Annotated in this window: 17 protein-coding genes and 1 pseudogene; 10 read left to right on the forward strand and 8 right to left on the reverse strand. The window is 43.7% G+C overall.

Annotated elements, in window-relative coordinates; all coding sequences use genetic code 11:
- Positions 1-239 precede the first annotated feature (239 nt).
- A complete protein-coding gene (locus L9Q40_RS04720) occupies positions 240-2,873 on the forward strand; it encodes a bifunctional acetate--CoA ligase family protein/GNAT family N-acetyltransferase (RefSeq protein ID WP_268669563.1) in 2,634 nt (877 codons plus the stop codon).
- A gap of 113 nt (positions 2,874-2,986) precedes the next feature.
- Here L9Q40_RS04720 and L9Q40_RS04725 read toward each other — a convergent pair whose 3' ends face one another.
- From L9Q40_RS04725 to L9Q40_RS04735, 3 genes are all read right to left on the reverse strand, one after another.
- Positions 2,987-3,874 (reverse strand): LysR family transcriptional regulator, encoded by an 888-nt coding sequence (locus L9Q40_RS04725; RefSeq protein WP_020334885.1) that lies wholly within the window; start codon positions 3,872-3,874, stop codon positions 2,987-2,989.
- A 584-nt stretch (positions 3,875-4,458) separates the two neighbouring features.
- Entirely contained in the window at positions 4,459-5,478 is a 1,020-nt protein-coding gene (gene galE, locus L9Q40_RS04730; protein ID WP_118120058.1) for a UDP-glucose 4-epimerase GalE, read from the reverse strand.
- A gap of 65 nt (positions 5,479-5,543) precedes the next feature.
- Entirely contained in the window at positions 5,544-7,463 is a 1,920-nt protein-coding gene (locus L9Q40_RS04735; protein WP_498792336.1) for a diguanylate cyclase domain-containing protein, read from the reverse strand.
- 289 nt (positions 7,464-7,752) lie between these two features.
- Here L9Q40_RS04735 and L9Q40_RS04740 point away from each other — a divergent pair, with 289 nt between their 5' ends.
- The 3 genes from L9Q40_RS04740 to L9Q40_RS04750 are packed head-to-tail and all read left to right on the forward strand — an operon-like array spanning position 7,753 to position 10,123.
- Positions 7,753-8,508: a 5-oxoprolinase subunit PxpA gene (locus tag L9Q40_RS04740; protein WP_065301167.1), complete on the forward strand. Its 756-nt coding sequence runs from the start codon at positions 7,753-7,755 to the stop codon at positions 8,506-8,508.
- Positions 8,508-9,191: a 5-oxoprolinase subunit B family protein gene (locus L9Q40_RS04745; RefSeq protein ID WP_020334890.1), complete on the forward strand. Its 684-nt coding sequence runs from the start codon at positions 8,508-8,510 to the stop codon at positions 9,189-9,191. Before L9Q40_RS04740 ends, L9Q40_RS04745 begins: the two co-directional genes overlap by 1 nt.
- Complete coding sequence (locus L9Q40_RS04750; RefSeq protein WP_014234239.1) at positions 9,188-10,123, forward strand: 5-oxoprolinase subunit C family protein; 936 nt, start codon at positions 9,188-9,190, stop codon at positions 10,121-10,123. The genes L9Q40_RS04745 and L9Q40_RS04750 overlap by 4 nt, the downstream gene beginning before the upstream one ends.
- A 24-nt stretch (positions 10,124-10,147) precedes the next feature.
- Here L9Q40_RS04750 and L9Q40_RS04755 read toward each other — a convergent pair whose 3' ends face one another.
- The 3 genes from L9Q40_RS04755 to L9Q40_RS04765 all read right to left on the reverse strand — a co-directional run bounded on the left by L9Q40_RS04755 (position 10,148) and on the right by L9Q40_RS04765 (position 15,073).
- On the reverse strand, positions 10,148-11,581 hold the full coding sequence (locus L9Q40_RS04755; protein WP_020334892.1) for an FAD-dependent oxidoreductase: 1,434 nt from the start codon (positions 11,579-11,581) through the stop codon (positions 10,148-10,150).
- A 343-nt stretch (positions 11,582-11,924) separates the two neighbouring features.
- A complete protein-coding gene (locus L9Q40_RS04760; RefSeq protein ID WP_498792341.1) occupies positions 11,925-14,381 on the reverse strand; it encodes an ABC transporter permease in 2,457 nt (818 codons plus the stop codon).
- The gene (locus L9Q40_RS04765; RefSeq protein WP_498792343.1) at positions 14,381-15,073 is read right to left on the reverse strand and encodes an ABC transporter ATP-binding protein; all 693 of its coding nucleotides are present in this window, start codon (positions 15,071-15,073) and stop codon (positions 14,381-14,383) included. Before L9Q40_RS04765 ends, L9Q40_RS04760 begins: the two co-directional genes overlap by 1 nt.
- Here L9Q40_RS04765 and L9Q40_RS04770 point away from each other — a divergent pair.
- The 4 genes from L9Q40_RS04770 (at position 15,072) to L9Q40_RS04785 (ending at position 20,847) form a co-directional block, all read left to right on the forward strand.
- The gene (locus tag L9Q40_RS04770; RefSeq protein WP_498792345.1) at positions 15,072-15,674 is read left to right on the forward strand and encodes an arylesterase; all 603 of its coding nucleotides are present in this window, start codon (positions 15,072-15,074) and stop codon (positions 15,672-15,674) included. The genes L9Q40_RS04765 and L9Q40_RS04770 overlap by 2 nt on opposite strands.
- Before the next feature lie 82 nt (positions 15,675-15,756).
- Positions 15,757-16,956 (forward strand): enoyl-ACP reductase FabV, encoded by a 1,200-nt coding sequence (gene fabV, locus L9Q40_RS04775; RefSeq protein WP_498792347.1) that lies wholly within the window; start codon positions 15,757-15,759, stop codon positions 16,954-16,956.
- A 189-nt stretch (positions 16,957-17,145) separates the two neighbouring features.
- The gene (locus tag L9Q40_RS04780) at positions 17,146-19,068 is read left to right on the forward strand and encodes a bifunctional diguanylate cyclase/phosphodiesterase (protein WP_498792349.1); all 1,923 of its coding nucleotides are present in this window, start codon (positions 17,146-17,148) and stop codon (positions 19,066-19,068) included.
- A gap of 123 nt (positions 19,069-19,191) precedes the next feature.
- The gene (locus tag L9Q40_RS04785) at positions 19,192-20,847 is read left to right on the forward strand and encodes a P-loop domain-containing protein (RefSeq protein ID WP_498792351.1); all 1,656 of its coding nucleotides are present in this window, start codon (positions 19,192-19,194) and stop codon (positions 20,845-20,847) included.
- Positions 20,848-20,893: 46 nt separating this feature from the next.
- Here L9Q40_RS04785 and L9Q40_RS04790 read toward each other — a convergent pair whose 3' ends face one another.
- Together L9Q40_RS04790 and L9Q40_RS04795 are read right to left on the reverse strand one after the other, a co-directional pair.
- On the reverse strand, positions 20,894-21,550 hold the full coding sequence (locus tag L9Q40_RS04790; protein WP_498792353.1) for a DNA-J related domain-containing protein: 657 nt from the start codon (positions 21,548-21,550) through the stop codon (positions 20,894-20,896).
- 33 nt (positions 21,551-21,583) lie between these two features.
- A complete protein-coding gene (locus L9Q40_RS04795) occupies positions 21,584-22,423 on the reverse strand; it encodes an isopenicillin N synthase family dioxygenase (protein ID WP_420659591.1) in 840 nt (279 codons plus the stop codon).
- Positions 22,424-22,684: 261 nt separating this feature from the next.
- Here L9Q40_RS04795 and L9Q40_RS04800 point away from each other — a divergent pair.
- Positions 22,685-22,921, forward strand: a pseudogene (locus tag L9Q40_RS04800) (DUF2238 domain-containing protein); the annotation flags it as partial.
- Between the two features lie 265 nt (positions 22,922-23,186).
- Complete coding sequence (locus L9Q40_RS04805; RefSeq protein ID WP_498792356.1) at positions 23,187-23,900, forward strand: hypothetical protein; 714 nt, start codon at positions 23,187-23,189, stop codon at positions 23,898-23,900.
- Positions 23,901-23,971 lie beyond the last annotated feature (71 nt).

Consider the following 23,971-nt stretch of genomic DNA (forward strand, 5'->3'; position numbering starts at 1 on the left):
AACAAACGCTCTGAACAAATATTACTATAAATCATGCCGATAGGAGGCTCGATTATCAAGCATCAAATACAATAAACTGCCTTTTTGATGTGATGAGTGACACAAACTCTACAAGCTTCGTACAGTTTTTCTCCGTTGTTTATCTCTGGCATGTTTTCTCTAAGAAGTATTCGTTTATGATTATTGATATCCATCCAGTAAAGCTCTCAACAATATCGTGTTAAAGGCAAGGAATCTGCATGAATAAACTACATAAGCTTTTTAAACCTGATTCAGTTGCGGTAGTTGGCGCATCACCGAGAGAGTTACGCGCGGGTCACGTGGTCATGCGCAATCTTCTTCAAAGTGGTTTTGGTGGCGCGATTATGCCAGTAACGCCAAAACACAAAAGTGTATTAGGCGTTATCGCTTATCCTGACATCGCTTCCCTGCCCTTGACTCCAGATATCGCGATTCTTTGTACTAACGCTTCACGTAATGAAAAGCTTCTCAAGGAATTAGACGAGCGTGGAACTCAGTTCGCTATCGTAATCTCTGATGACACTCAAATCGTCGATGTGTCTTCGCTTAATATTCGGGTCTTGGGTTCCAACAGCCTTGGCATTATTCTCCCTTGGCACAACTTCAATTGTACGTTTTCTCCGGTTGCTGCCAAACCAGGGAAAATTGCTTTTATTTCTCAATCAGCCGCCGTTTGTACAACTGTTCTGGATTGGGCGAACGACAAAAATATCGGCTTTTCGTCATTTATTTCGATTGGACGAGGTCAGGATATCGATTTTGCCGATTTACTTGATCATTTGAGTATGGACGGACATACCGAGGCCATCTTGCTCTACGTTGACTCGATCAGTGATGCTCGCCGCTTTTTATCAGCGGCCAGAGCGGCGTCCCGAAATCGACGTATCCTTGTTTTAAAAGCAGGACGGTCGAAAGAGATGAATACGCTTGAGCAGCAAGATGGCGATACCTTAGACATTATTTATGATTCTGCGATCCGCAGAACAGGTATGTTGAGGGTTAGCAATACTCACGAGTTATTTGCAGCGGTAGAAACTCTAACTCACTCAGTGCCCCTGCGTGGAGAACGATTAGCGGTCATTACCAACGGCGGTGGGCCTGCAGTGATGGCCGTGGATACGCTTTTCGAACGTGGCGGTAATTTAGCGACGCTTGATGAAGCTTCGACCGAGCAATTGAGAGCCGTTCTGCCGCCAAACTGGCGAGAAGTGAACCCCATCGACCTCTCTGGTGATGCGACCAAAAAGCGCTACGTCGACACTATAAATGCCTTAATGAACAACGATTGTGCGGATGCAATTTTGATTATGCACAGCCCTTCTGCTGTTTCTGATCCACTAGATACGGCGTACGATGTGATTGAAGCGATTAAGTCCCATCCGAGGCATAAGCACTTTAACATCCTGACTAACTGGTCGGGAGAACAAACATCTCGTGAGGCTCGTCTTGCTTTCACTCAAGCGGGAATACCGACTTATCGAACACCAGAAAGTGCAGTTGTTGCCTACATGCACCTTGTGGAATACCGCAGAAACCAAAAGCAACTGATGGAAACACCAACAACGGCAGAACCGTTGCACTCGGGAAGCATCAATTCTGCTATGGAATGGGTAAATGAACGATTGCTGGATAAAAACACAGTATCGTTAGATACACACCAGACTAGCCCACTTTTTAAACTGTTTGGTTTCAATGTGCTGCCAACGTGGATCGCGTCCGATGCAATAGAGGCGGTACATATGGCGGAAAATATCGGCTATCCGGTCGCGGTAAAACTGCGCTCTCCTGATATTCCACACAAGTCAGACGTTCATGGTGTTGCCCTCAACCTGAGAAACAGTAATGAAGTCTCGAGTGCATCAAATTCTATTTTAGATGCTGTCAAACTTAGCTATCCATCTGCTAACGTCCACGGCCTTTTAGTACAAGGTATGGCTAAACTTGGCAGTGCTGAAGAAATACGAATCAGTATTGCTGTAGACAAAGTATTTGGGCCAGTGATATTGCTTGGTCAAGGTGGTTCTGAATGGAATATTGCTCAAGATGCCGTGGCCGCGTTACCGCCATTAAACATGACTCTGGCGCGCTATTTAGTCGTGGTTGCTTTGAAATCAGGCAAGATCCGCTTGCAAAAGCATAAAGATGCTTTCGATATTACCGAACTGTCGAAATTCTTGGTTCGTATTTCCCAGATGGCGGTTGAGTTACCAGAAATACATAGACTGGATATCCATCCAGTACTCGTGTCTGGAAACGATTTGACGATCATTGATGCGGATTTGACGTTAACAAAATATGAAGGCGATGCTCAAACGCGTCTTGCTATCCGTCCTTTCCCGGCAGAGTTTGTTGAAACGGTCACTTTGCGTGACGGTCAACCTGTATTACTTCGCCCTATCTTGCCTGAAGATGAGCCTCTACATGCTCAATTCATCAATAGCGTATCCAGAGAAGATCTTTACAAGCGATTTTTCTCCGAAGTTGGTGAATTCAACCACGAGGCTTTGGCTAACTTTACTCAAATCGATTACGACAGAGAAATGGCATTTGTCGCCGTCGCATTTGATAAGAGCGGCCCATCAATTATTGGCGTAGCCCGCGCTCTGATCACGCCCGATAATAGCGACGCTGAGTTTGCTATTCTCATTCGCTCTGATCTAAAAGGAAAAGGTCTCGGAAAGGTATTGATGAAAAAAATCATTAGCTATTGCCAAGTTAAAGGCACTAAGCAAATATCAGGAATGACAATGCCGACTAACCGTGGAATGCTGATGTTAGCACAGAGCCTCGGGTTTGATATTGATGTTCAATTTGAGGATGGTATTGCAGATATGGTCTTAGCGTTAAACTAGAATGAAGGCCCAGCTCTCGACGTTTTCTACACGGATAGAATCGTTCAAGCTGGGCTTTGTCTTGTCTGGAAATAAATCTTAGTGCTGAAAAATCCAATACTTTTGTGACAAGGTCACTTTAACGCCCAATTTTTTTTCAAATATTGAATACACCAGGATTTAGCCTCTCCCATAGTATTTCGACGCCACGCGAGAATGACGTCCATAGGTATTGGCTCCGTACCTTCGATCAACTTGAGCTCTCCACTTTCAATCAGCGGCTGAGCTATTTGGCTTGGTAGCGTTCCGATACCTAGCCCCGCTCTGAGTGCATCGACCTTCGCTGTAAAATTGGTGACCGTTAACCTTGGTTGCTTTTGAATAATATTCATTGAAAGCGCTGGTTGCTCTCGAGCCGTGTCTGCAATCGCAATAATACGATACTTTTCTCTTGCCGCTTCATCAAAATCACCGCTGCGTTTATGCACATAGTGGTTTGCAGCGGCGACCCAAAGCATGGTCATCTTACCTATTTTTTCTGACTTCACTTCTTGAGGAAGCGTGTCCAGGGATGGACAAATCAATAGATCAGAACGGCCTGTGTTGAGCGATTCCCAACCACCTGCCAAAATCTCTTCTTGCAATCTGACTCGGGTAGAACTGACTTCAGATAGCGCATCCACCATAGGAAAAAAGTTACAAACAGGAATAATGCCATCGAATGCAACGGTGATATCTAATTCCCACCCATTTGCCAATACCGTAGCGTCGTTTACCAGCTTTTCGCTGGCTTTCAATATATCTCGCCCGCGTTCAAGGATGAGTTTACCAGCTTCGGTAAAATGAGCTTTATGCCCTGAGCGATCGAAAATAATGATATCTAAGTCTTGCTCAAGTTTTTGAATTTGGTAGCTAAGAGACGAAGGAGCTCTGTCTAATTCATTGGCGGCTGCAGCAAAACTGCCTCTTCGGTCTATTGCATCCAAAATATGGAGCGCTTCTAAAGTGATCGGGCTGTGCACATTAACTTCCTTTACCTGATGTATACCACACGAGTGATGCCTTATCAGACAGTTAATAAATCAAGAAACAACAATATAACACATTGATTAGTAATGACGAGAAATGCCTATTTTGCAACGTTTTCCTGATTATACGATCGTCAGTTGCTGGTTAGCCATGTTTGAGTTGGGTCGAATCTAGGCGGTTTAGAATTAAAGATACGGTTAGATGAGTAGAATCAGAAGGAAATTTAATTAAAAATGATGACTTAATCCTTAGATACAACAAAGCCAGCTAAATGCTGGCTTTATATCAAATTTTCATTTCTAAAAGGTAAAGAAAAGTATGGAAAATGAAAATTTACTGCTGTGCCATCTCTTTTTTCACCATTACAGCTGCTGCTACGATGAAAGCGATGATTAGACCGAGTTCCATGAACTACCCCAGTGATTATGAGAAAGAAAAGACCAAAACTTGAAGTCGGGCTTAGTTTAGCACGTCTAGGATTCGTTGCTAGCTTTTAACCTCAAATTTACGATTTTTACGATTTAGATCAAAAAAGGCGCAAAACTGCGCCTTTTAGGTTATAAACTTGTTAAATGCATTAGTTCAGCTCAGGATAACCTTGCGGATTTTGAGATTGCCATCTCCAAGTATCACTCGTCATTTCTTCAAGCGTGCGGGTTGCTTTCCAGCCTAATTCAGTAGCCGCTTTACACGGATCCGCCCAACATTCCGCGATATCGCCTGGGCGACGCTCAACCAGCTTGTAAGGCACTTCTTTGCCACTCGCTGCTTGGAAAGCCTCAACCATTTCAAGGACGCTATAACCTTTGCCTGTACCTAAGTTATAAATATGCAGTCCTGATTTGTTACCTACTTTCTCTAACGCTGCTACGTGACCGTCAGAAAGATCCATAACATGGATATAGTCACGAACTCCTGTACCATCTGGAGTTGGGTAGTCGTTTCCAAATACCGACAGGAACTCACGACGGCCAACGGCAACTTGTGAGATAAATGGCATCAGGTTGTTTGGAATCCCCTGAGGGTCTTCACCAAGCTCACCTGTTGGATGAGAGCCAACTGGGTTGAAATAACGTAACAGAGTGATGCTCCAATCTGGGTTCGCTTTTTGAAAGTCTGTAAGACACTCTTCGACCATCAATTTACTGCGACCATATGGATTGGTAGCACTTGTTGGAAAATCCTCTGTAATTGGCACAGAAGCTGGATCACCATAAACCGTTGCTGAAGAACTAAATACTAATGACTTCACTCCAGCTTCACGCATTGCATCAACCAATACCAAAGTACCGTTTACGTTATTATCATAATACTCTAGAGGTTTCGCTACGGATTCACCAACGGCTTTTAAACCAGCGAAATGAATAACCGCTTCAATATCATTGCTTTGCAGCGCATCAACTAGCGCTGCTTTATCGCGAATATCAGCCTTAATGAACTTCGGACTTACTCCGCAAACTTTTTCAATGCGGTGTAATACGGCAGGATTACTATTATATAAGTTGTCTAAAATCACTGGTGTCATACCAGCTTCAATCATTTGAATACAAGTGTGGCTTCCGATATAGCCCATACCGCCTGTAACAAGTACTTTCATTTTATGTTCCTTCTGACGCGAATAAGGATAGTCTAAAGCTTTAACGCTTTAATTAAAACTGTATCTTACAACTCATATCCCATTAATATTGCTCGCCCTTTTCCGGATTTTTTAGCTTGGTACATCGCTGTATCCGCACTTTTCAAAACGCGGGCGGCATCTCGCTCATTGATACTCACCAGCTTCACTCCAATGCTTACGCCTACTTGTAGATCATTTTGACCATATTGAATCGGATTACATATTGCAGTCAGTAACTGTTCCGCAATGCGTGTGACGATAGTCTGATTAGCTGGGTTGACCAGCATTGCAAATTCATCACCAGACAGCCTGGCGATCAAATCACCGTGTCGTGTTGCAGATACAAGTCGTTTGCTCACGATTCTCAGCACTTCATCGCCAGCGTCATGCCCGTAGGTGTCATTGATTGCTTTGAATCCATCCAAGTCTAAATAAAGTACCGCAAATTCGTCTCGGACGTAGGCTGATCTTTGTACCAGTTCTTCTAACTCTGCGTTGAATTTAGCGCGATTCGCTAATCCGGTCAGCGGGTCATGATGTGCCAGGTACTCTAAGCGTTCCATCTCTTTTGCATCAGAAAGGTCGGTAAGTACAATCACCGAATCGTAAAGGCTGTTTCTTTCGCATTTTACAATACAGTTTACTTTCGCAAACATCGGAATAAGCTTGCCTAGGCGATTCTCTTCTAAGATTTCCCCCTGCCAAATACCATAATTTGTAAGGGACTGGACAATATGTGGAACCATTCTCCTCAGTTTTAAATGGCGAATATTATTAATTAACGGCTTTCCAACTAACTGGTCGTTCGCTACCCCCATCAACTTTGAAGCCGCAGGGTTAATCATTGTGATCACCCCTTTATGATCGAGAACGATTAGGCCATCCTGACTACTTTCAAACACTCGCCCAGCAATGTGTTCCCGACTCAGTGAAGCCTCTAACTCTGTAACGTCCCGAATCTCGAACAACATACAACTTTGATCTGAAAGGTATCGGCTTGATACATTAAATTGACGGCTACTATCCACATCCGTTAGTGTCATCTCATTGCATTGCGAGGATTTTTCTAGAAATTGGGCGAGTTCACGGCCTGTTTTTGTTTTAATGAGATCGCGAACATGCGTTTGCAACAAGTGATGGTTATTTCGATTGAAAATTTTATAAGTCGCTGAATTACAGTGAATGATCATTCCTTCACGGTCTACCGTAATCAGGGCGTACTGTAATGATTCAATAACATCTTGAAGAAAGCAGTTTTCTTGTTTCAGGGATTCTAGGTTATGTTGGCGCTGTTTATCACGTTGTCGATGTTTCGTTACCATGCTTTCAAATGAGCAAAGTAACGCGTCTATTTCATCGCGTAAATCATGCCCTCTTTCTACCTTAAACTGGTGTCCAGAGCCGAAATCGTCTACCGCAAGTTTAAGATCCAGTAATGGTTTAAAAGCAGAACGATCTGTAAGAGCTCGTAAAAGCACGCCAACCAGCAGCAAGATGAGGATCCCAATTATGCCATCTGTTACCAACATCAGAACGCTTGGGTTAGTAAACTTTACTTCTATCAATGCCACAATAGAGCCGTAATGGGTAATGGCAACTTCTATATACTCGTATTCGGATTCCGCATTGTTTCCTGAGCTTTTCATTTCATTCAGTTCAGTAAGGGTTACGCCATCTTTACTTAAAAAAGTGATTGTCCGCTTGTCGCTGTCTTTTAATTGAACGGCTGCAATGGCAGATTGCTTCAGTAGCTCAGAAAGAATTGATTCAACCTTTTGCTTGTCGTTTACACTAAGCGCATCTTTAATTGAATGTGAGGCGATGTTAATTAAAAGCCGCGTGTCTTCAGCAAGTTTGACCTTTGACGACAGATGCACGGCATGATAGATGTAAACTTTACTGATGACGAAGATGGCAGCGATAGAAACTAAAGTTGGCCAAATAAGTTTTATTCGTAATGACATTTAATGCCCCGTAGTCAGATAACAATCAAACAACCGAAGATGAATATGCAACCCATTCCTTATTTAGGGCGCAAAGCGTAACACGGTGGTGAATAAAATCATCGACAACGGCATAAAAAATGAATTGAAATAGAATGAATTACCTAAATATTCGAATCAATTCAAATAATCTAAAGTTAATACTGTAACGAGACTTACCTCGTTTAACTGTTTAAATAATGAACTTAATCACTGAAGCCAGGCGTATCTTCCTGCATCGTCAGTTGATTGCTTGAGTAAAATTGAACGTATGACACTGAATAAACAACAACTCACACTAAATTGCGATATGGGCGAAAGCTATGGCTCTTGGAAAATGGGGGCCGATGAAGACGTAATGCCTCATGTTGATATGGCCAATATCGCCTGTGGGTTTCACGCATCCGATCCAAACGTGATGCATGAAACCATCACTCTTGCCAATATGAATGATGTCGAAATTGGTGCTCATCCGGGCTATCCCGATATTCAGGGTTTTGGGCGTCGTTCATTGAGTATGACGGGTGATGAAATCACGAACATGGTTGTTTATCAGGTTGGTGCGTTACAAGCACTTTGCCGCGCTCAGTATACTGATATTGGCTATATCAAGCCCCACGGTGCGCTGTATAACGACATGATGAAAAACGATGCTGTTTTTCGAGCTGTTGTTAAGGCTGCTGCTTTATTCAAAGTGCCGTTGATGATTCTTGCATCGCAAGAGAACGAAAAATACTTAGAAATTGCAGATGACTTTGATGTGCCATTGCTGTTCGAAGCATTTGCAGACAGACTTTACCAAGACAATGGCATGCTTACGCCAAGAACGCAGCCAAATGCAGTCTTAAAAACAGAACATGCCATTCTCGAACAAGTACGCATGTTAGCGGAATCAGGCCGTGTAAAAACCGCATCGGGTAATTATATTCTTCTCGAAGCCGATACAATTTGTGTTCACGGAGATAACGAAGAGTCCATTGCTTTGATTAAAAAAATTCGTCAGAGCCTGTATTCTGGAGGGAATTAATGCAACAGGAAACGTTTAATATTTCAGCTGTCTCGGAATCCAGTATCCTTGTAAGATTTGAGGAGTGCATTCATGAGGAGCACATCGGAGAAGTAGCTCGCCAAATAAGGGAACATCTGGCAAGTGTTATCATGAATGTTATTCCTTCTTATAGAACAGTCTTAATTGACTACCTGCCCTTTAGAATCGATGAAAGCAGTCTGATTGATAAAGTAAACCATATTCTCCGCCAGTTCGATCCTGAATTGTACGACCGCCGACAGCCTAACAATATTTCGATTCCTGTTTATTACTCAGAAGAAACCGCATTAGATTTAGAACGATTTAACAATTGTGGTTTATCCTTGCAAGACGTAATAGACCTGCATACTCAAACGGTGTATAGCGTCTCTGCTATAGGGTTTGCGCCAGGTTTTGCCTTTCTATCCGATGTTTGTGACAAGCTGGTTATGCCAAGACTCACCACCCCTAGAACCCGTGTTCCTGCCGGTAGCGTAGGCATTGCTGACAGTAAAACGGCGGTCTATCCATCGGATAGTCCGGGCGGGTGGAATATTATTGGCCGAAGTCCGCTCGCTTTATTTTCTGATACTCCTCCCTTCATTCCGTTTGATGTAGGTGACAGGGTGACGTTTTCTGCAATTACTAAACAGGAATTTATCGACTTAGGAGGAGTTTTATGAGTGACGCTGGATTGCGAGTAGAAAAACCAGGACCACTTTCATTGATTCAAGACTTTGGTCGTTTTGGTTTAGCGCATATTGGTATTACCCAAGGTGGCCCTGTCGATGATTACGCGTATAGTTGGGCAAACTACCTGCTCGGCAACCCAGTAAATTGTTCTACCGTCGAAATTACATTAGGAAACGCGACGTTTGTAGCGTTACATAATTGCCATCTCGCTATCTGTGGTGGAGATTTAAACGCAAAAGTTGACGGAGTGCCAATTGCGAATTGGTCTGACTTCATACTAAAAACAGGCCAGAAACTTCACTTTGGCATGCCTAAAAATGGATTGCGCGCTTATTTGGCGGTGAAAGGCGGATTCGATATTGCAGAACATCTTGGAAGCTCATCAACGGTTTGTAGAGAGTTACTTGGTGGTCTGGACGCTAAAGGTAGTGCGCTGCAAACTGGTGATGTATTGCCGTTTACCCCTCATCGATTACCCCAGCATAAACCGAGACAAATGACCTTTCGCTTTAAGCCCGACTACAACTTACCCGTTAAGTTAAGAGTGATAGAAAGCTACCAGTATGATGACTTTGATGTCGAAGCGTTAGATGCCCTTTACTCAAGTGAGTTTACCATCTCACCGGATTCCAATCGCATGGGATACCGGCTACAGGGCGACACAATTACACCGCCGTACGATGGAATACTGTCTGAAGGTATCGCTCTTGGCGCAATACAGGTGCCCAATGATGGCAATCCGATTGTACTGTTCAACGACCATCAAACCATAGGTGGTTACCCGAAGCTTGGATGTGTAGCAAGAATAGACTTACCAAGACTGGCGCAAGCAAAGCCCGGTCAAAAGGTAACGTTTGTAAAAGGTGATAGATTGAGGTTGCAAGACTTGTGGTGTCAATGGGCTCAGTTTTTTGGCTACTGAGCCCAATTACTGCAAAGAACAGGATTACATGCCGTAACGTTCAGCGAGCGACTTTGGATAATCTCGTTCTTGAGTCAGTTGTATTGCATATTTCTCGACATCTTGCTCACTCCAATGAATGGCAACTGGGTGTTGTAACTCGACATCTTGTTGCGGTTCGATATCAAACCAATGATGCAGTATCTTTTGCGCGGCCAACAAGGTAGAAGACGCTTTTACAATTTCCACTCGCGCATAGTTGTTTTGTTCAAAAGTAACATCCGCAGCTCTTAATACAGGATCACTTCCCGGGATCTGCTGGGCACCGAATAGTGCTTTACCACCTTTCACTGCGGTGTGATATGCAGGGATAAACTGAGCCATGTGCTGGATGGCATTGTTTGTTCTCGCCTCTAGCGCTTCTTCTTTCCAACCCAGACGAATTTTTGACAACAGAAGATTAGGTAGTTCTGGTTGAGCTGAGGTGCTTGTGCTTGCAACCAACCCATCATCAAACAGCGTGATGCCTTTTGTCATACCGTGCAGTTGGAAAATACCATCTCCATATGGCGTTAGCTGTGCCATTCCTTTATCAGTACCGCGAGGGCCATGAAAAATGACCTCTGGCCATTGCTGATCACACGCTTGCCATTGAGTGATGTAAGCGGCTTTAAACTCAACCAATCGGTCACGTTTGGCGCCAACAGCATTATCAACAGAGCCAGTTTCGAAACCACAGGCGTTCACCAGATAGTCACAATTTAACTCACAGTCCGACCCATTGTGCTGATAGTTCAACTGCCAGTGATCGCCCGCCCATTCTGCTCGTTTAAGTTCAGCTTGCGTGAGTACATCTGCATTAGGTAACTGCTCTAAGGTAAGAGAGGCAATTGCAGCCAGTCTGAACACGCTCCAACCATACTCTTGGACGGATACCACTGGGTATTTCAACGAGTCTAAATCAGCGTGTTGAGCAAACGGTATGGTCCAGTCATCAAAACTGACCGGCTCGGCGGGTTGAGTGCGCTTCGAAAGTTCGATTAAGTCTTCTTTCGAGTACAGTTTGTAATATTCACTAGGTTCGCCAAGTACTCGGTTACGTTCATCCTTATCCACCAACGTTTGGTACGCGCTTTTAATTACCTCAAGACGCGGGATAAGAGTGGAAGGATCACCACCATCAGAATGCGGAACGGCAATAATAGTTGGGCGGATATTCAGTGACAGTGGATACAGCCTGATGGTATCAATCGATTGAGAGAGCAAGTCTAAACATTGTTGCTCAGAGATCTCTCGATATAAGTTACCGCCAGCGTGCAGATGACAGATTGGGGGCCCATTCACTAAGGACACACCCTTTTCAATAACGGATACTTTAAACCCTAGCTCTGCAAAATGAATGGCTGCTGTAGATCCGGCTACTCCGCCACCAACAACAACGATGTGTTTTTCTTTATAACTTGGAAACTCAGACTTCATTGCTTCACTGAATATTTTATAAGGGAAATTCTTTACTTGTGGTTAATTCTACTCGTCTTTGAGCATGATTAAAATCACAAAAAGTTCATGGGTTTGCATAGACCTCAAAACGTGTTTTTAAAAACAAAAAAAAGTGCGAAAAAGTGCTTGACTGCGTTCTATGTAAAAGCAATTTTTAGGCAGGTGTGAATAAGATATTTACCACAACACCCACGGCATAAAGCCTGTCGAAATACCCTACTTTTTGCACTCTTCAGTTATCCCAAAAGTTATCCACTGTTTTTGTGGATAACTACAATAAAAGTGTCATGGATGAGTTATCACTGTTTTAGAGCTTTACTAATTAAGTGTTTATTGGTGTTAACAATCTTTTTAGTAAACTCATGACAACCAATGCTAACGTTGCAAAGGTTGCAAGTGGTAAAGCTATCCACAGTTCTGGGTGTATCTGGGCATTAAGTTCAAGTCCATACGTCATCACGGCAGCAACACAAAGTTCCGCTGTAAATACAGCCACACAGCTAGCAATTAACGCCATGATTCCATACTCTGCCCACAATGTGGTGCTGATACGTTTTTTGCTGGATCCTAACGTACGATACAAGCGAATTTCCTGCTGACGCTGTGATAGGCTCAAACGTAATAACGTGAAGATAAGTAGCAACCCTGCAACCACTCCCAACAAGGCAAGAATCGTAATTGCAGATACGATTTGTTGAATCAATGCTTGAATTTTTTCACCCATAGTGCGGATATCTAAAACAGATACCGTCGGATGCGCTCGCGACATCGATGTCAACAACGCTTGGTTATCCTCTGTGATTCGATAACTTATAAGATATGAACCTGGCAAACTATCCATAACGTCTTCAGAGAAGATAAAGTAGAAGTTTGGCTTCATATCTCTCCATTCAACGTGTCGAATCGTATCGACTGTCACATCAAAGTTTTGGCTGTTGATAACAAAACGTAATTTGTCACCTAACTTTAAGCCGAGTTCGTTTGCTACTTCAGATTCGACAGAAACGCTCGCTTGATTCGTCCAAGCTCCTGCTAGCACTTCATTGTACTCTGGTAAACTATCTCCCCAGGTTAGATTAAGCTCGCGACGGATTGCATCAGACTCTTCGCCTTCGTACTCGATGTCTTTCACATTTTGACCGTTAATTTCGGTTAAACGCCCTCGAATGATAGGAAACGCTTGTGACCGGGTAACGCCATTTTTATCCAGCGTTTCCAGATAGTCCGCGAGTTCATACTCAGCGATATTTAAAGCAAAAACATTGGGCGCATCAGCTGGTAGCGTCCTTTCCCAATCGGCGAGTATATCGCTGCGTACTAACCAGATAATGGATAACAGCATGAGTGATAGAGCCAAAGCACCGAATTGCAATCCACTGGTGACTGGTGTTCGGTTGATCCGGCTAAGCGCCAGTTTCATAGCTGGTTGTGTCGAGACGCTTGCAAATAACTTAGTTAGCGAGACGCTCACTAAAGCCAGAACAACAAACAGTGCTGCAATACCAATCAGCACAATCCATACTAAAGTATTGTTGGCATATAAGATTAACAAAGGGATGACTGGCACTAAAACAAGCAACATTCGCTTCCATGAGCGTTGCGCTTTGCCTTGCTGAAGCACTTCTAATGCAGGTGTTTTAATCAGCCCTAACAATGGTATACCCAGTGCAGGAATGGTGATCAACACCGCGGAGATGAAAGAAACGAGAAATGGAGTGACACCGTAACTAGGTAACGGATCAGGTAATAAACCTTTCAATGGAATTCGTAACAGGTACTCGAGGCCACTTCCCAATATCAACCCAACCAAACTCGCACTGATGAGTAAAATCGCCACTTGGATAAATAGCCATTTTTCAATCCAACGTCGGCTTGCTCCCAGACTCTTTAACATGGCGATAGTCTGAGTTCGGCTGTTTACATAATTCTGGCAGGTCAGAACCAACGTCGTCGAAGCCATGATGATCACAATCGCAACCGTGAGTGATAAATACTGTGTTGTCCGTTCGAAGATTTCGTTACTGCGGCTAGAACTGTCTTGAGTTCGCCATCGATCACTCGGTGATAATTCAGTGGTATCTTGTAGTTTTTTAAGTGTGTTGTTGTCTGCTTTGATAAACAAACGATATTGCACTCGGCTACCGACTTGTATCGCCCCTGTTTTCGCAACATCACTTTGATGTATATACGCCGAAGGCATCTGTTGAAAAGGATTAAAGCTTAAGCCCGGCTCCATCAGAACAGCGCCTGAAACGATAAAATCCGCATCACCAATGGTGACAGTGTCACCCATTTTTACATCTAACTGTGCCAAAATTCGTTCGTCTAGCCATAACTCTCCTGCTTTAACACGCCCAGAAGGATTGTTAGTCAGAACTAAGTCGCCCATGAGTGGATATTGTTCATCGACCGCTCGCACGGATATCAACTGCATGCCGTTATCACTAAAAGCCATGGTTGGAAAGCGCGTCATTTTCGAGGTTTTGAGCGATTCAGTCGCACTCAGAATGGATTCAGTTAATGGGTTGGCAGAGACAAATACCGCATCAGCGGTCAGCGCATCTTTACCTTGTTTTACGATCACCTGCTCCATCCGTGATGCCAACGCAGAGAGTGCAAAAATACTGGCGATAACGAGTACAAGCGCCACACATATCGGCCAAAGGCTGCCTTGTTTGATTTCCCCTAGGCTCCAACGAATTAAGCTTTTGGTTGAAGAGTGTTTCTGGGCGGCACTCTGCTCTGCTGAGCTCTGGTTACTTGAAGATAATGCAGACATTATATCGCCTCCTTAAGCTCACCCGCCTCCATGCGATAAATACGGTCACATCGATCAGCTAAATGACTATCGTGAGTGACCAAAATGAGCGTGGTGCCATGCTGTTCATTGAGATCAAATAACAACTCAATCACTTTATCAGCGGTTTGGTGATCTAAATTGCCTGTTGGCTCATCTGCAAATAGGAGTTCCGGTTGCGTCATAAATGCACGTGCGAGGGCGACTCGCTGCTGTTCTCCACCAGAAAGCTGACTAGGAAGATGGTCAAGCCGTTTCTCTAGCCCAACGGCTTTAAGTAATTCTGAAGCTCTTAATTCATCTTCGACGTCCCCACGCAGTAAGCATGGCAGAGTCACGTTACGCAATGCCGTAAGACTCGGTATTAATAAGAAACTCTGAAAAACAAAGCCCAATGAATCTGCCCGAATCTTCGCACGCTCTTCATCGTCGAGATTGGATAGTTCGTTACCGAGTAAAGTAATTTCTCCAGATGTCGGCGTGTCAAGGCCAGCAAGAAGCGTCATTAACGTCGACTTACCCGCCCCCGAAGTGCCAACTATTGCAATTTTTTCTCCTTTTCTGATGTCAATATTTACATCTTTAAGGATTGTTAAACGTTCGTTATTAGTAGAGACTTGTTTAGAAACTAAATTCGCTTGAACAATAGGTGCTTTGAGTACAGGTGTTTGCATGATTCGATTACTTTCCTTAGTTCTCTTTTTTTGTTTTTCTGTTACGGCGTTCGCTAACGAAAAACTGCTTGTTTTAGGTGACAGCCTAAGTGCTGGCTACAATATGCCGATTGAGAAGAGTTGGCCTAGCTTACTCCCTGACGTTCTTTTAGAACATGGTCAAACTGTAACAGTTATTAATGGCAGCATCTCAGGTGATACCACTGGCAATGGTCTGGCCCGCCTTCCTCAACTTCTTGAACAACATTCACCATCCATTGTTCTCATTGAACTGGGTGCAAATGATGGCCTTCGAGGTTTCCCGCCTAAGCTTATTACGTCAAATCTCTCCAAAATGATTACTATGATCAAAGATTTTGGTGCGGAAGTCATCATGATGCAAATTCGTGTGCCGCCAAATTACGGTAAACGTTACAGTGACATGTTTTACGATATCTATCCAAAATTAGCAGAACATCAGCAAGTGCAATTAATGCCTTTCTTTCTGGAGCATCTGGTTACGAAGCCAGATTGGATGATGAATGATGGCCTTCACCCTAAGCCGGAAGCGCAGCCATGGATCGCTGATTTCGTAGCTCAAGAATTGATTAAACATTTTTAGTTTTAATGGTCTAGCTCAATAAGTGTTATCTAACTTTAGGTTATTCTGAACACGATTTCATTCATCGAGGTTAGATAACAACATGCGAATAGAACCTTTAATTCAAGGTGTTGTTGCTCGTTCTGCACATCCATACGGATGTCATGCATCAGTAAAAGAGCAAATAGATTACGTAAAACAAGCACCGCAAATCAAAAACGGACCGAAACGGGTTTTGATTATTGGTGCCTCTTCTGGTTTTGGGCTTGCCGCTCGCATTGCGCTTACTTTCGGTGGTGCAGAAGCCGATACCATTGGCGTCTCGTTTGAACATGGTCCATCGGAGAAAGGCGTTGGTAGTGCTGGCTGGTACAACAATATCTTTTTCAAACAAGAAGCGAATAATGCTGGTCGTACTGCAATCAATATTGTCGGCGACGCGTTCTCAGACACTGTACGTACTGAAGTCATTGAGGCTATTGAGACCTATTTCGAAGGTGAAGTAGACTTAGTGATTTACAGTCTGGCGACAGGTATTCGTCCAAAACCAAACAGTGATGAGTTCTGGCGCAGTGTCATCAAGCCGATTGGTGAACCGGTCACTGGCGCGTCTATCATGCTGGAAAATGATCAGTGGGTAGAGAGCACTCTGCAGCCTGCAACCGAAGAGGAAGCAGAAGCTACCATCAAAGTGATGGGCGGCGAAGACTGGGAAAGCTGGATTGATGCGTTAATCAATGCAGAGTCACTTGCTGAAGGTTGCCAAACCATCGCATTCTCATACATGGGGCCAGAACTCACTCACCCTATTTACTTGGACGGTACTTTAGGCCGTGCAAAAATCGATCTGCACCAGACCAGCCACGCATTAAACCTCAAGCTGGCTAACTTTGGTGGTGGCGCTTATGCGACCGTTTGTAAAGCGCTCGTTACCAAAGCGAGTGTGTTCATCCCCGCCTTATCGCCTTATTTACTGGCACTTTACCGTGTGATGAAAGAAAAAGGCACGCATGAGCGATGCATAGAGCAGATGCAACGCTTGTTCACCACCAAGCTGTACAGTCACACAACTGTTCCCGTGGATGGCGAAAGGCTGATCAGAATCGATGACCTTGAATTAGACCCGCAAGTACAGCAAGAGGTAAAACAGCTTGTTGAGCAAATGAACGGAGATAACTTCAAGCAGACTGGCGACTATCAGGGTTTCAAAGATGAATTCATGAAGCTCAATGGCTTCAATTTTGCTGATGTCGACTACTCTCAAGACGTTTCAATCGAAGACCTAGCGTTACTTAAACCTTAAGTGTCATTTCGCGCGTTTCAAATCTGAGACAACTTGCAACTATTAAGAGTCCTGAATCATTTTCAGGACTTTTTTATATCTCGCGCTGACCCACCTCTATACTTAATGAGTATAAGCAGTGATATAAATAACGAATGCCACAATAGGCTTCAATTCACAGGATGTGAAACTACAGTAAAGGACGACAATATGGGGAGAATTCAGACATTAGATTATAAAATTCCTGACTCCATGCAAAAAAGATGGCAAGAGATAGTCAACCTGCTTGCTCAAATAGGTGAAGTGCCGACCACACTTATCATGCGTGCCCACCAGGACTACCTTGAAGTAAATACCTCAAGCAACACGCCAGGAAACCCTTACAAACCCGGAGACAAGGAATCACACGGCAGCGGTTTATATTGCGAGTATGTAATTAATAACCAGCAGGAGCTGACAGTTCCTTACGCCCCAGAAGACGAAGCGTGGTGCAGCAACCCCGATATAAAACTTGGAATGGTATCCTATTCTGGCCTTCCGTTACTTTGGCCCAATGGCGAGGTGTTCGGGACTATTTGTATGCTTGATTCTAAAGCTAACAAGTTCAGTGAAACGTATCTTCAGTTAATGAGCACGTTCAAAGACTCCATTGAAGCTCAGCTTGCGGTGGTGTTTCAGCAACACAAGCTATTGCGCCTGAACCATGAACTACAGAACCGTGTAGAAAACAGAACCACAGACCTTGCGCAACTAAGTTATTCATTAACCAAAGAGATCGATCGGCGCAAAGCTGCTGAGAAACAAGTAAGCTATCAGAAAACTCACGATCAAGGCACGGGATTCTTAAATCGGTCCGCTTTAGAGCAGGTAGTTGAAAAATCTCTTCAAGCGCTTGGAGACGATACGCAATCTCTCGTCATCATCAATATCGGCTTTAGTAACGCGAGAAGTATACAAACACGATATGGATTCGAAGCCTTTGACGAAATACTCAAAGAATTTCATTCGCGCCTTTCCGAACGTGTTTCCAGTTTTGTTACAGGAAGACCGAGTTCTAATGACTTGGTGCTGTTAGTCTCCGGGGATGATGTAGAGGGAAAGCTCAATCAATTACTTGAAGAGATTTCCAGCGTAAGCGTGAGCAACTTTTACAATAATAGGACTGAGGTTCACTTACACTCCTACATCGGTGTGGTCAGGGCCCAAAGAAATAGCAACGCCAAGCAACTGCTGCAAAACGCCTGTTATGCCATGCTGTTGTGTAAAGAATCTGGGGAAGCATACCGATACTTTAGTGAAAGTCATTCAAACGACCTTAACAACCATAGCCAGCTAGAAGGCTATTTATTACAAGCCGTACGCAATGATGATCTCATGCTCTATTTTCAGCCAAAGGTTAACCCTACCACGCACGAATGGGTTGGCGCTGAAGCCTTATTGCGTTGGCGGCATCCGGTATTAGGTGACGTCTCCAACGAAGCATTGATCCGAATGGCCGAGCAGAATGGCTTAATATTTGAAGTCGGATTATTTGTTCTTCGTACCGCGATAGCAAAAGCCAAGCAATGGTCAGAGATGACGGATAACTTTAAAATTGCGGTTAATGTCTCTCCTATTCAATTACAAAACGTCAACTTTGCCGACCAGGTTGAGCACCTTCTCGAAGCGTTTCATCTCCCACCTCGGTTTATCGAATTGGAAGTCACTGAAAGTGCCTTAATCGCCGATGAAACACTTGCGGTGACAACACTCAATAAACTTCATCAGCTTGGCGTGACATTGTCACTTGATGACTTTGGCACCGGATTCGCCTCATTTAGTTATCTGAAGAAGTACCCATTTGATGCCATAAAAGTTGATAAGAGCTTTGTACAGCAAATGGATAAATCAGAAAACGACCGAGCAATTATTCGCTCCATTATCCACATCGTCAAAAAACTTGAGCTTCACGTCGTCGTGGAAGGTGTTGAGTCTACAAGCCAGGAGCAGTTTTTAATTGATGAAGGCTGCGACGTAGTACAAGGATTTCTCTACGGCAAACCCATGCCCTGTAATGAATTTGAGCAAGGTCTACTCAGTCAGCGTCCATTAGATGAGCGGCCCACCTATCCGTCCGAGTTTGCGCCTAAATAATTTCGCTATGGATTTTCCAGTTTAGCGGTCAGTCTTACCGGTATATTGCCGTATACTGCTTTACTCTATAGTCGGTGATTCCTATAATCGCCGCCCGCTTCTAATAAAAAGGCCAATATTTTCATGGATCAGTTAACTGCCACGCTTAAGAAAATTGAAAAGCAGAACTACCGTGCTTACCAGCAAATCAAAGGTCAATATGACTTTACTGATTTCACTTTGTTTATCGACCACATTCAAGGTGACCCTTATGCTTCTGCTTCTCGCTTGCGTGCAACTCGCGAATGGTCTCTAACTGGTCTTGAGTGGTTAAGAAATGAATCCGCGGCGTTCCAGCGAGCTGCACGAGATTTTATCGCTCGCAGTTTTGACCTTTTTGCCAAGCAAGAAAACTCCGTTTCCATTGCTTTGAACGGCCAAACGGTACTCGACAATACCGCCGTTTTGTTTACTGAAGAAGGTATTGAACTGCGTTTTCGAGTGAATCTTCCAGCTGAAGGCCGCTCAGTACTTGGTAAGAAGGCCAATAACATTCTGACTTTCCACTTACCTAAATTTATTCGACGTGCAACGCTCGAACGTGAGCTAGATAAAGATGCGCTGATAAAGCATTGTCAGGTTGTGGAAGATCAAGATGCGCTTAGAGAACAATTGGAAGCAAATAATTTAGTTGCATTCGTTGCAAATGGTAGTGTTCTTCCTCGCGTGGCTGGTAACTGTGACTTACCGATGAAAGATGCCGTCGAATTTAAGGCACCGGAATCGCTACAAGTGACTCTGCATGCTCCAAACAAAGGTTATATTACCGGTTTAGGTATCCCAAAAGGCATCTCGCTCATTGTTGGTGGTGGTTTCCATGGTAAATCGACCTTACTGAATGCTATTGAACGTTCTATTTACGATCACATTCCAGAAGATGGTCGTGAGTATGTTGTCACTGACAATAAATCAATGAAGATTCGAGCTGAAGATGGACGCTGTGTTCATCACTTAAATCTGTCGAACTACATTAATCATCTGCCAATGGGTAAAGATACCGCTGATTTTGCGACCCAAGATGCTTCAGGTTCAACATCTCAAGCCGCATGGCTGCAAGAGTCCATCGAAGCGGGAGCAACCTCTCTGCTTATCGATGAAGATACCTCGGCAACAAACTTTATGATTCGTGATGAGCGCATGCAGGCATTAGTGGCGAAAGGCGATGAGCCGATTACACCACTGGTCGATCGCATTGGACAACTCAGAGATGAGCTCGATATTTCCACGATCATCGTAATGGGTGGCTCTGGTGATTATCTGGATGTGGCGGATACCGTTATTCAGATGCACGACTACCAAGCGGTCGATGTGACTGAGAAAGCGAAACAGGTCATCGATCAGCATCCAACTCAGCGTCATAACGAATCGGAAGAAGCATTGAAAACGTTCCGTCCACGAGCGTTAAACCGTGTGGCGTTAATGAATATCCTGACCGATGGTAAGTTCCGCGTGAATGCCAAGGGCAAAGATTCACTTCGCTTCGGTAAGGAATTTACCGATTTAAGTGCTCTGGAACAGTTGGAATCCGCTGACGAAGTGAACACGATTGGTTGGCTGTGGTTCCAGTTGGCACAATTTCCAGGCTGGTGTGACAATCCAGCGAAAGAAATCGAAGAGATGTTATCTGCAGAATGGCATGCATCGTTACCAAAACAAGGTGACTTAGCTAAGCCTCGCACACTGGATGTGATGGCAGCATTAAACCGTATGCGTAAATCTCAATTCAAGCCGTCACACTAACCGACGACATCGCAAATATAAAGGCAGCCGATTTGTGCTGCCTTTATTACTTGTCTCGAAGGACGTTCCACGCCTTACATAACATTCTAAAACGGTCAGCGTCACCACCTTCACAGTCAGGATGCCAACGAAAAGCCAGTTTACGCCAACGTTTTCGGACCTCTTCCTGCGTTGCCGAACTTTCTAACTCAAACAGAGCTAGCGCCTTGGATTTATCCATATCACTGGTAGAATGCCCGCCGATGTAGCGTTGATAAGTTTGCCAAAATTCTTTGAGTAGGCCGCGAACTTCGCTCTCACTTGCTTCAAAATGAGTCCAATTAAGGTAATACTCGCGCAAAGGATCGAGATGATCAATCGCGTTAAGTGACGAGCCTGCCTCCCCTATAAGGGAAATATTCATTGCATCGACACAAAGCCATTGTTCCGGATATAAATGTTCTTGAAGCAGATATAACGCGTTCATGATAAGGAAGTTTCTTTTAAACAAGTCCTTATCTGGAGATGGGTCAAACTGGTGAATGTACCCTAGTTCACGTAGCTGACTGGCTAAAGTGTGTACTTTCCAACCTGAAGGGTGTTTTCTAAGGATCTCTAATATGGGCCACAGCAATGGATTATCTATCTCACCGTGTTGATTTATCTCGCTTTGTAATGCCAATTTTCCTTCCTTAAAAGTAGAAACAAAAAAGGCCGATAGCATCAAGCCACCAGCCTTAGTCGTCAACGATTAGGTTTAAATTACACCAAGTTCGCGTAAGCGTTCCATCAGGTAGCTATGCGCAGTGTAACGCTCTGAAAGTACCACATCTGGTTTCGGGTGTAAGAACAGCGGTAATGAAATACGCGATTTATCCTGACGTCCACCCGTTGGGTTGATAACGCGGTGTGTTGTTGATGGGAAGTAACCACCTGATGCTTCTTGAAGCATGTCACCGATATTGATGATCAAGTTACCGAAGTCACATGGTACATCGATCCACTCACCTTCTTTGCTCTTAACCTGTAGACCCGGCTCGTTTGCAGCTGGCAATACCGTAAGTAGGTTGATGTCTTCATGCGCAGCAGCACGGATTGCGCCCGGCTCTTCTTCACCAGTCATCGGTGGGTAATGTAGAACTCGAAGCAATGTTTTTTGGCTGTTGTTGATCATTTCTGACAGCGCGATTGAAAACCTTTCCTGAACTTCTTCAGGTGCGTACTGCTCAACCCAACCCAAAAGTTCTTGAGCAAAAGCATCCGCACGCTGGTAATACTCCAGAATCTCGGCTTTTAGCTGCTCAGGGATCTGACCCCAAGGGTAAACATGAAAATATTCTTTAATATCTTTTACTGAATGCCCTTTCGCTACTTCAGAAACAGAAGGCGGGAAGTAACCATCTTGTGTTTCAACGTTAAAGTGAAAATCATTTTTTTGTTCAGAGCTAAAAAAAGCCTGCCAGTTATTGTAAATTGATTCCACCAACTCTTGAGGAATAGGATGGTTCTTTAACACGCCAAAACCAGTTTCGCGTAGAGATGCAACGAACTGTTGAGCAGCATCATCAGCAAGGTAATCGACAGTTTCCAGTTTCATGACTTTACTTCTTTTTTTATTTGGTTGAGTCACGGATTCTATGTACGGACATGTTGTAAATCAAACTTTAATGAAATGTGCACGCGCAAACGCTTCAATGTTGCGCGGTCTGTACATTATCCAACAGTTATCGTTATCAATGTCAGTGGAAACAAACAATTGCACGGCGTTCAATTAAATGTAATTATGACATCGATAAGTTGAGCAATACTCATTTCGTTCGACTTGTCGTAAAAAACCAAGTGAAGGATCGAATAACTTATGAAAAGCACTTCTACACTGTTGGGACTAACGATTATTTATGCCGTCGTGTTTCTGTTTTCAGCATTGGAGCCCAACTCACGGGCGGTTTGGTTTGCCGAAATTTTTCCGGCAATTGGTATCCTGATTGCGATTTGGATTATTTCAATTCGATATCAATTTAGTAACACTGCCTATGTATTGATGTTTATCTGGCTGTGTCTGCATACTGTCGGAGCAAAATATACGTTTGCTGAATGTAGCCCGCCGCGCGGTTTGAAAAACAAAACCGCACAAAATAAAAAACATAGTCGTTTTCAATTTGCGCGGTTTTTGTTTTAAACCTACTAACTGTTTAAACGTCTTCAAATTATCTCTCTCCAACACCATCCTACTGCTAAACCACATTCCAAACCTGTTCACTATGCAATTGCAGTCACAAAACATAGTGCGGTTTAGTGACAATGCTTATTGAACCTAATAGTTTGTAAAGCTTATATAAAATCAAGTTGGACTATTCGATATGAAATGGCTTTTTGCCTTAACGCTAGCGGCATCAGCGTTAACTGGCTGTACCTCTACGGCAAACTTTACAAAAACAGCTCCTTCAAGAGTGGAAAATATAGACACGAGAAGCTACGAAATTGGCGTGAAAACAAAAGCCTATGTAGGTGAAGAGTTATTAACTAGAAAGGCTTATAAAACTTTAATTCAGCCTAACTCTTACCAAGCCAAACAAGATTTTCTTTTATCCGGTGGCTTAGCGAGTGTCGCAATGCGACTTTCGGGGAAACAAGGTGACGTCTACGAGATCGTAGGGACTAATGAAAAAGGAAACGATATAGTGACGATCCCTGGTAGTCACCTTATGTTTGGTATCGATGACTCTGGAAATTGGGACAACACAGTAGTTTCCGGTAGCTATTGGACTTCTCCGGTAGGTAGCGGTTCACAATATACGATAGAACCAAATGATGCCCTATTTGAGAAGCATGAAACGCGAACGCCATTGTCAGAGTCAGGGTATATAAACCATGAATTGATTTTTACTGGACTCAGTTCCAGTGGTATCAACGTCCTTTATCGAGAGTACACATTTGACAACCATGCAAGATCCGCGTTCACTCAAGAGTTGATTTATCCAATGGATACAAAAACGATTCGATTTAGAAATTATCAATTATCAATAAGCTCAGTTACCCCAGAGTCGATGGTTTACACTGTTACTAATGATTAAAATAAAGCCACTGCGCAATGCAGTGGCCCTTATTTTGTATTGTTGATACCTAATGGCTTTGTGTCCACGGA

Source organism: Allocatenococcus thiocycli, from assembly GCF_921292965.1.
GTDB lineage: Bacteria > Pseudomonadota > Gammaproteobacteria > Enterobacterales > Vibrionaceae > Vibrio > Vibrio natriegens.

Bases quoted from the DNA above. Each gene is read 5' to 3' on its own strand.
- fabV (WP_498792347.1), top strand. From the start codon at position 15,757: ATGCGAATAGAACCTTTAATTCAAGGTGTTGTTGCTCGTTCTGCACAT.
- galE (WP_118120058.1), bottom strand. From the start codon at position 5,478: ATGAAAGTACTTGTTACAGGCGGTATGGGCTATATCGGAAGCCACACT.
- L9Q40_RS04770 (WP_498792345.1), top strand. From the start codon at position 15,072: ATGATTCGATTACTTTCCTTAGTTCTCTTTTTTTGTTTTTCTGTTACG.
- L9Q40_RS04750 (WP_014234239.1), top strand. From the start codon at position 9,188: ATGAGTGACGCTGGATTGCGAGTAGAAAAACCAGGACCACTTTCATTG.
- L9Q40_RS04745 (WP_020334890.1), top strand. From the start codon at position 8,508: ATGCAACAGGAAACGTTTAATATTTCAGCTGTCTCGGAATCCAGTATC.
- L9Q40_RS04795 (WP_420659591.1), bottom strand. From the start codon at position 22,423: ATGAAACTGGAAACTGTCGATTACCTTGCTGATGATGCTGCTCAACAG.
- L9Q40_RS04755 (WP_020334892.1), bottom strand. From the start codon at position 11,581: ATGAAGTCTGAGTTTCCAAGTTATAAAGAAAAACACATCGTTGTTGTT.
- L9Q40_RS04735 (WP_498792336.1), bottom strand. From the start codon at position 7,463: ATGTCATTACGAATAAAACTTATTTGGCCAACTTTAGTTTCTATCGCT.
- L9Q40_RS04790 (WP_498792353.1), bottom strand. From the start codon at position 21,550: ATGCTATCGGCCTTTTTTGTTTCTACTTTTAAGGAAGGAAAATTGGCA.
- L9Q40_RS04760 (WP_498792341.1), bottom strand. From the start codon at position 14,381: ATGTCTGCATTATCTTCAAGTAACCAGAGCTCAGCAGAGCAGAGTGCC.
- L9Q40_RS04780 (WP_498792349.1), top strand. From the start codon at position 17,146: ATGGGGAGAATTCAGACATTAGATTATAAAATTCCTGACTCCATGCAA.
- L9Q40_RS04720 (WP_268669563.1), top strand. From the start codon at position 240: ATGAATAAACTACATAAGCTTTTTAAACCTGATTCAGTTGCGGTAGTT.
- L9Q40_RS04765 (WP_498792343.1), bottom strand. From the start codon at position 15,073: ATGCAAACACCTGTACTCAAAGCACCTATTGTTCAAGCGAATTTAGTT.
- L9Q40_RS04785 (WP_498792351.1), top strand. From the start codon at position 19,192: ATGGATCAGTTAACTGCCACGCTTAAGAAAATTGAAAAGCAGAACTAC.
- L9Q40_RS04805 (WP_498792356.1), top strand. From the start codon at position 23,187: ATGAAATGGCTTTTTGCCTTAACGCTAGCGGCATCAGCGTTAACTGGC.
- L9Q40_RS04740 (WP_065301167.1), top strand. From the start codon at position 7,753: ATGACACTGAATAAACAACAACTCACACTAAATTGCGATATGGGCGAA.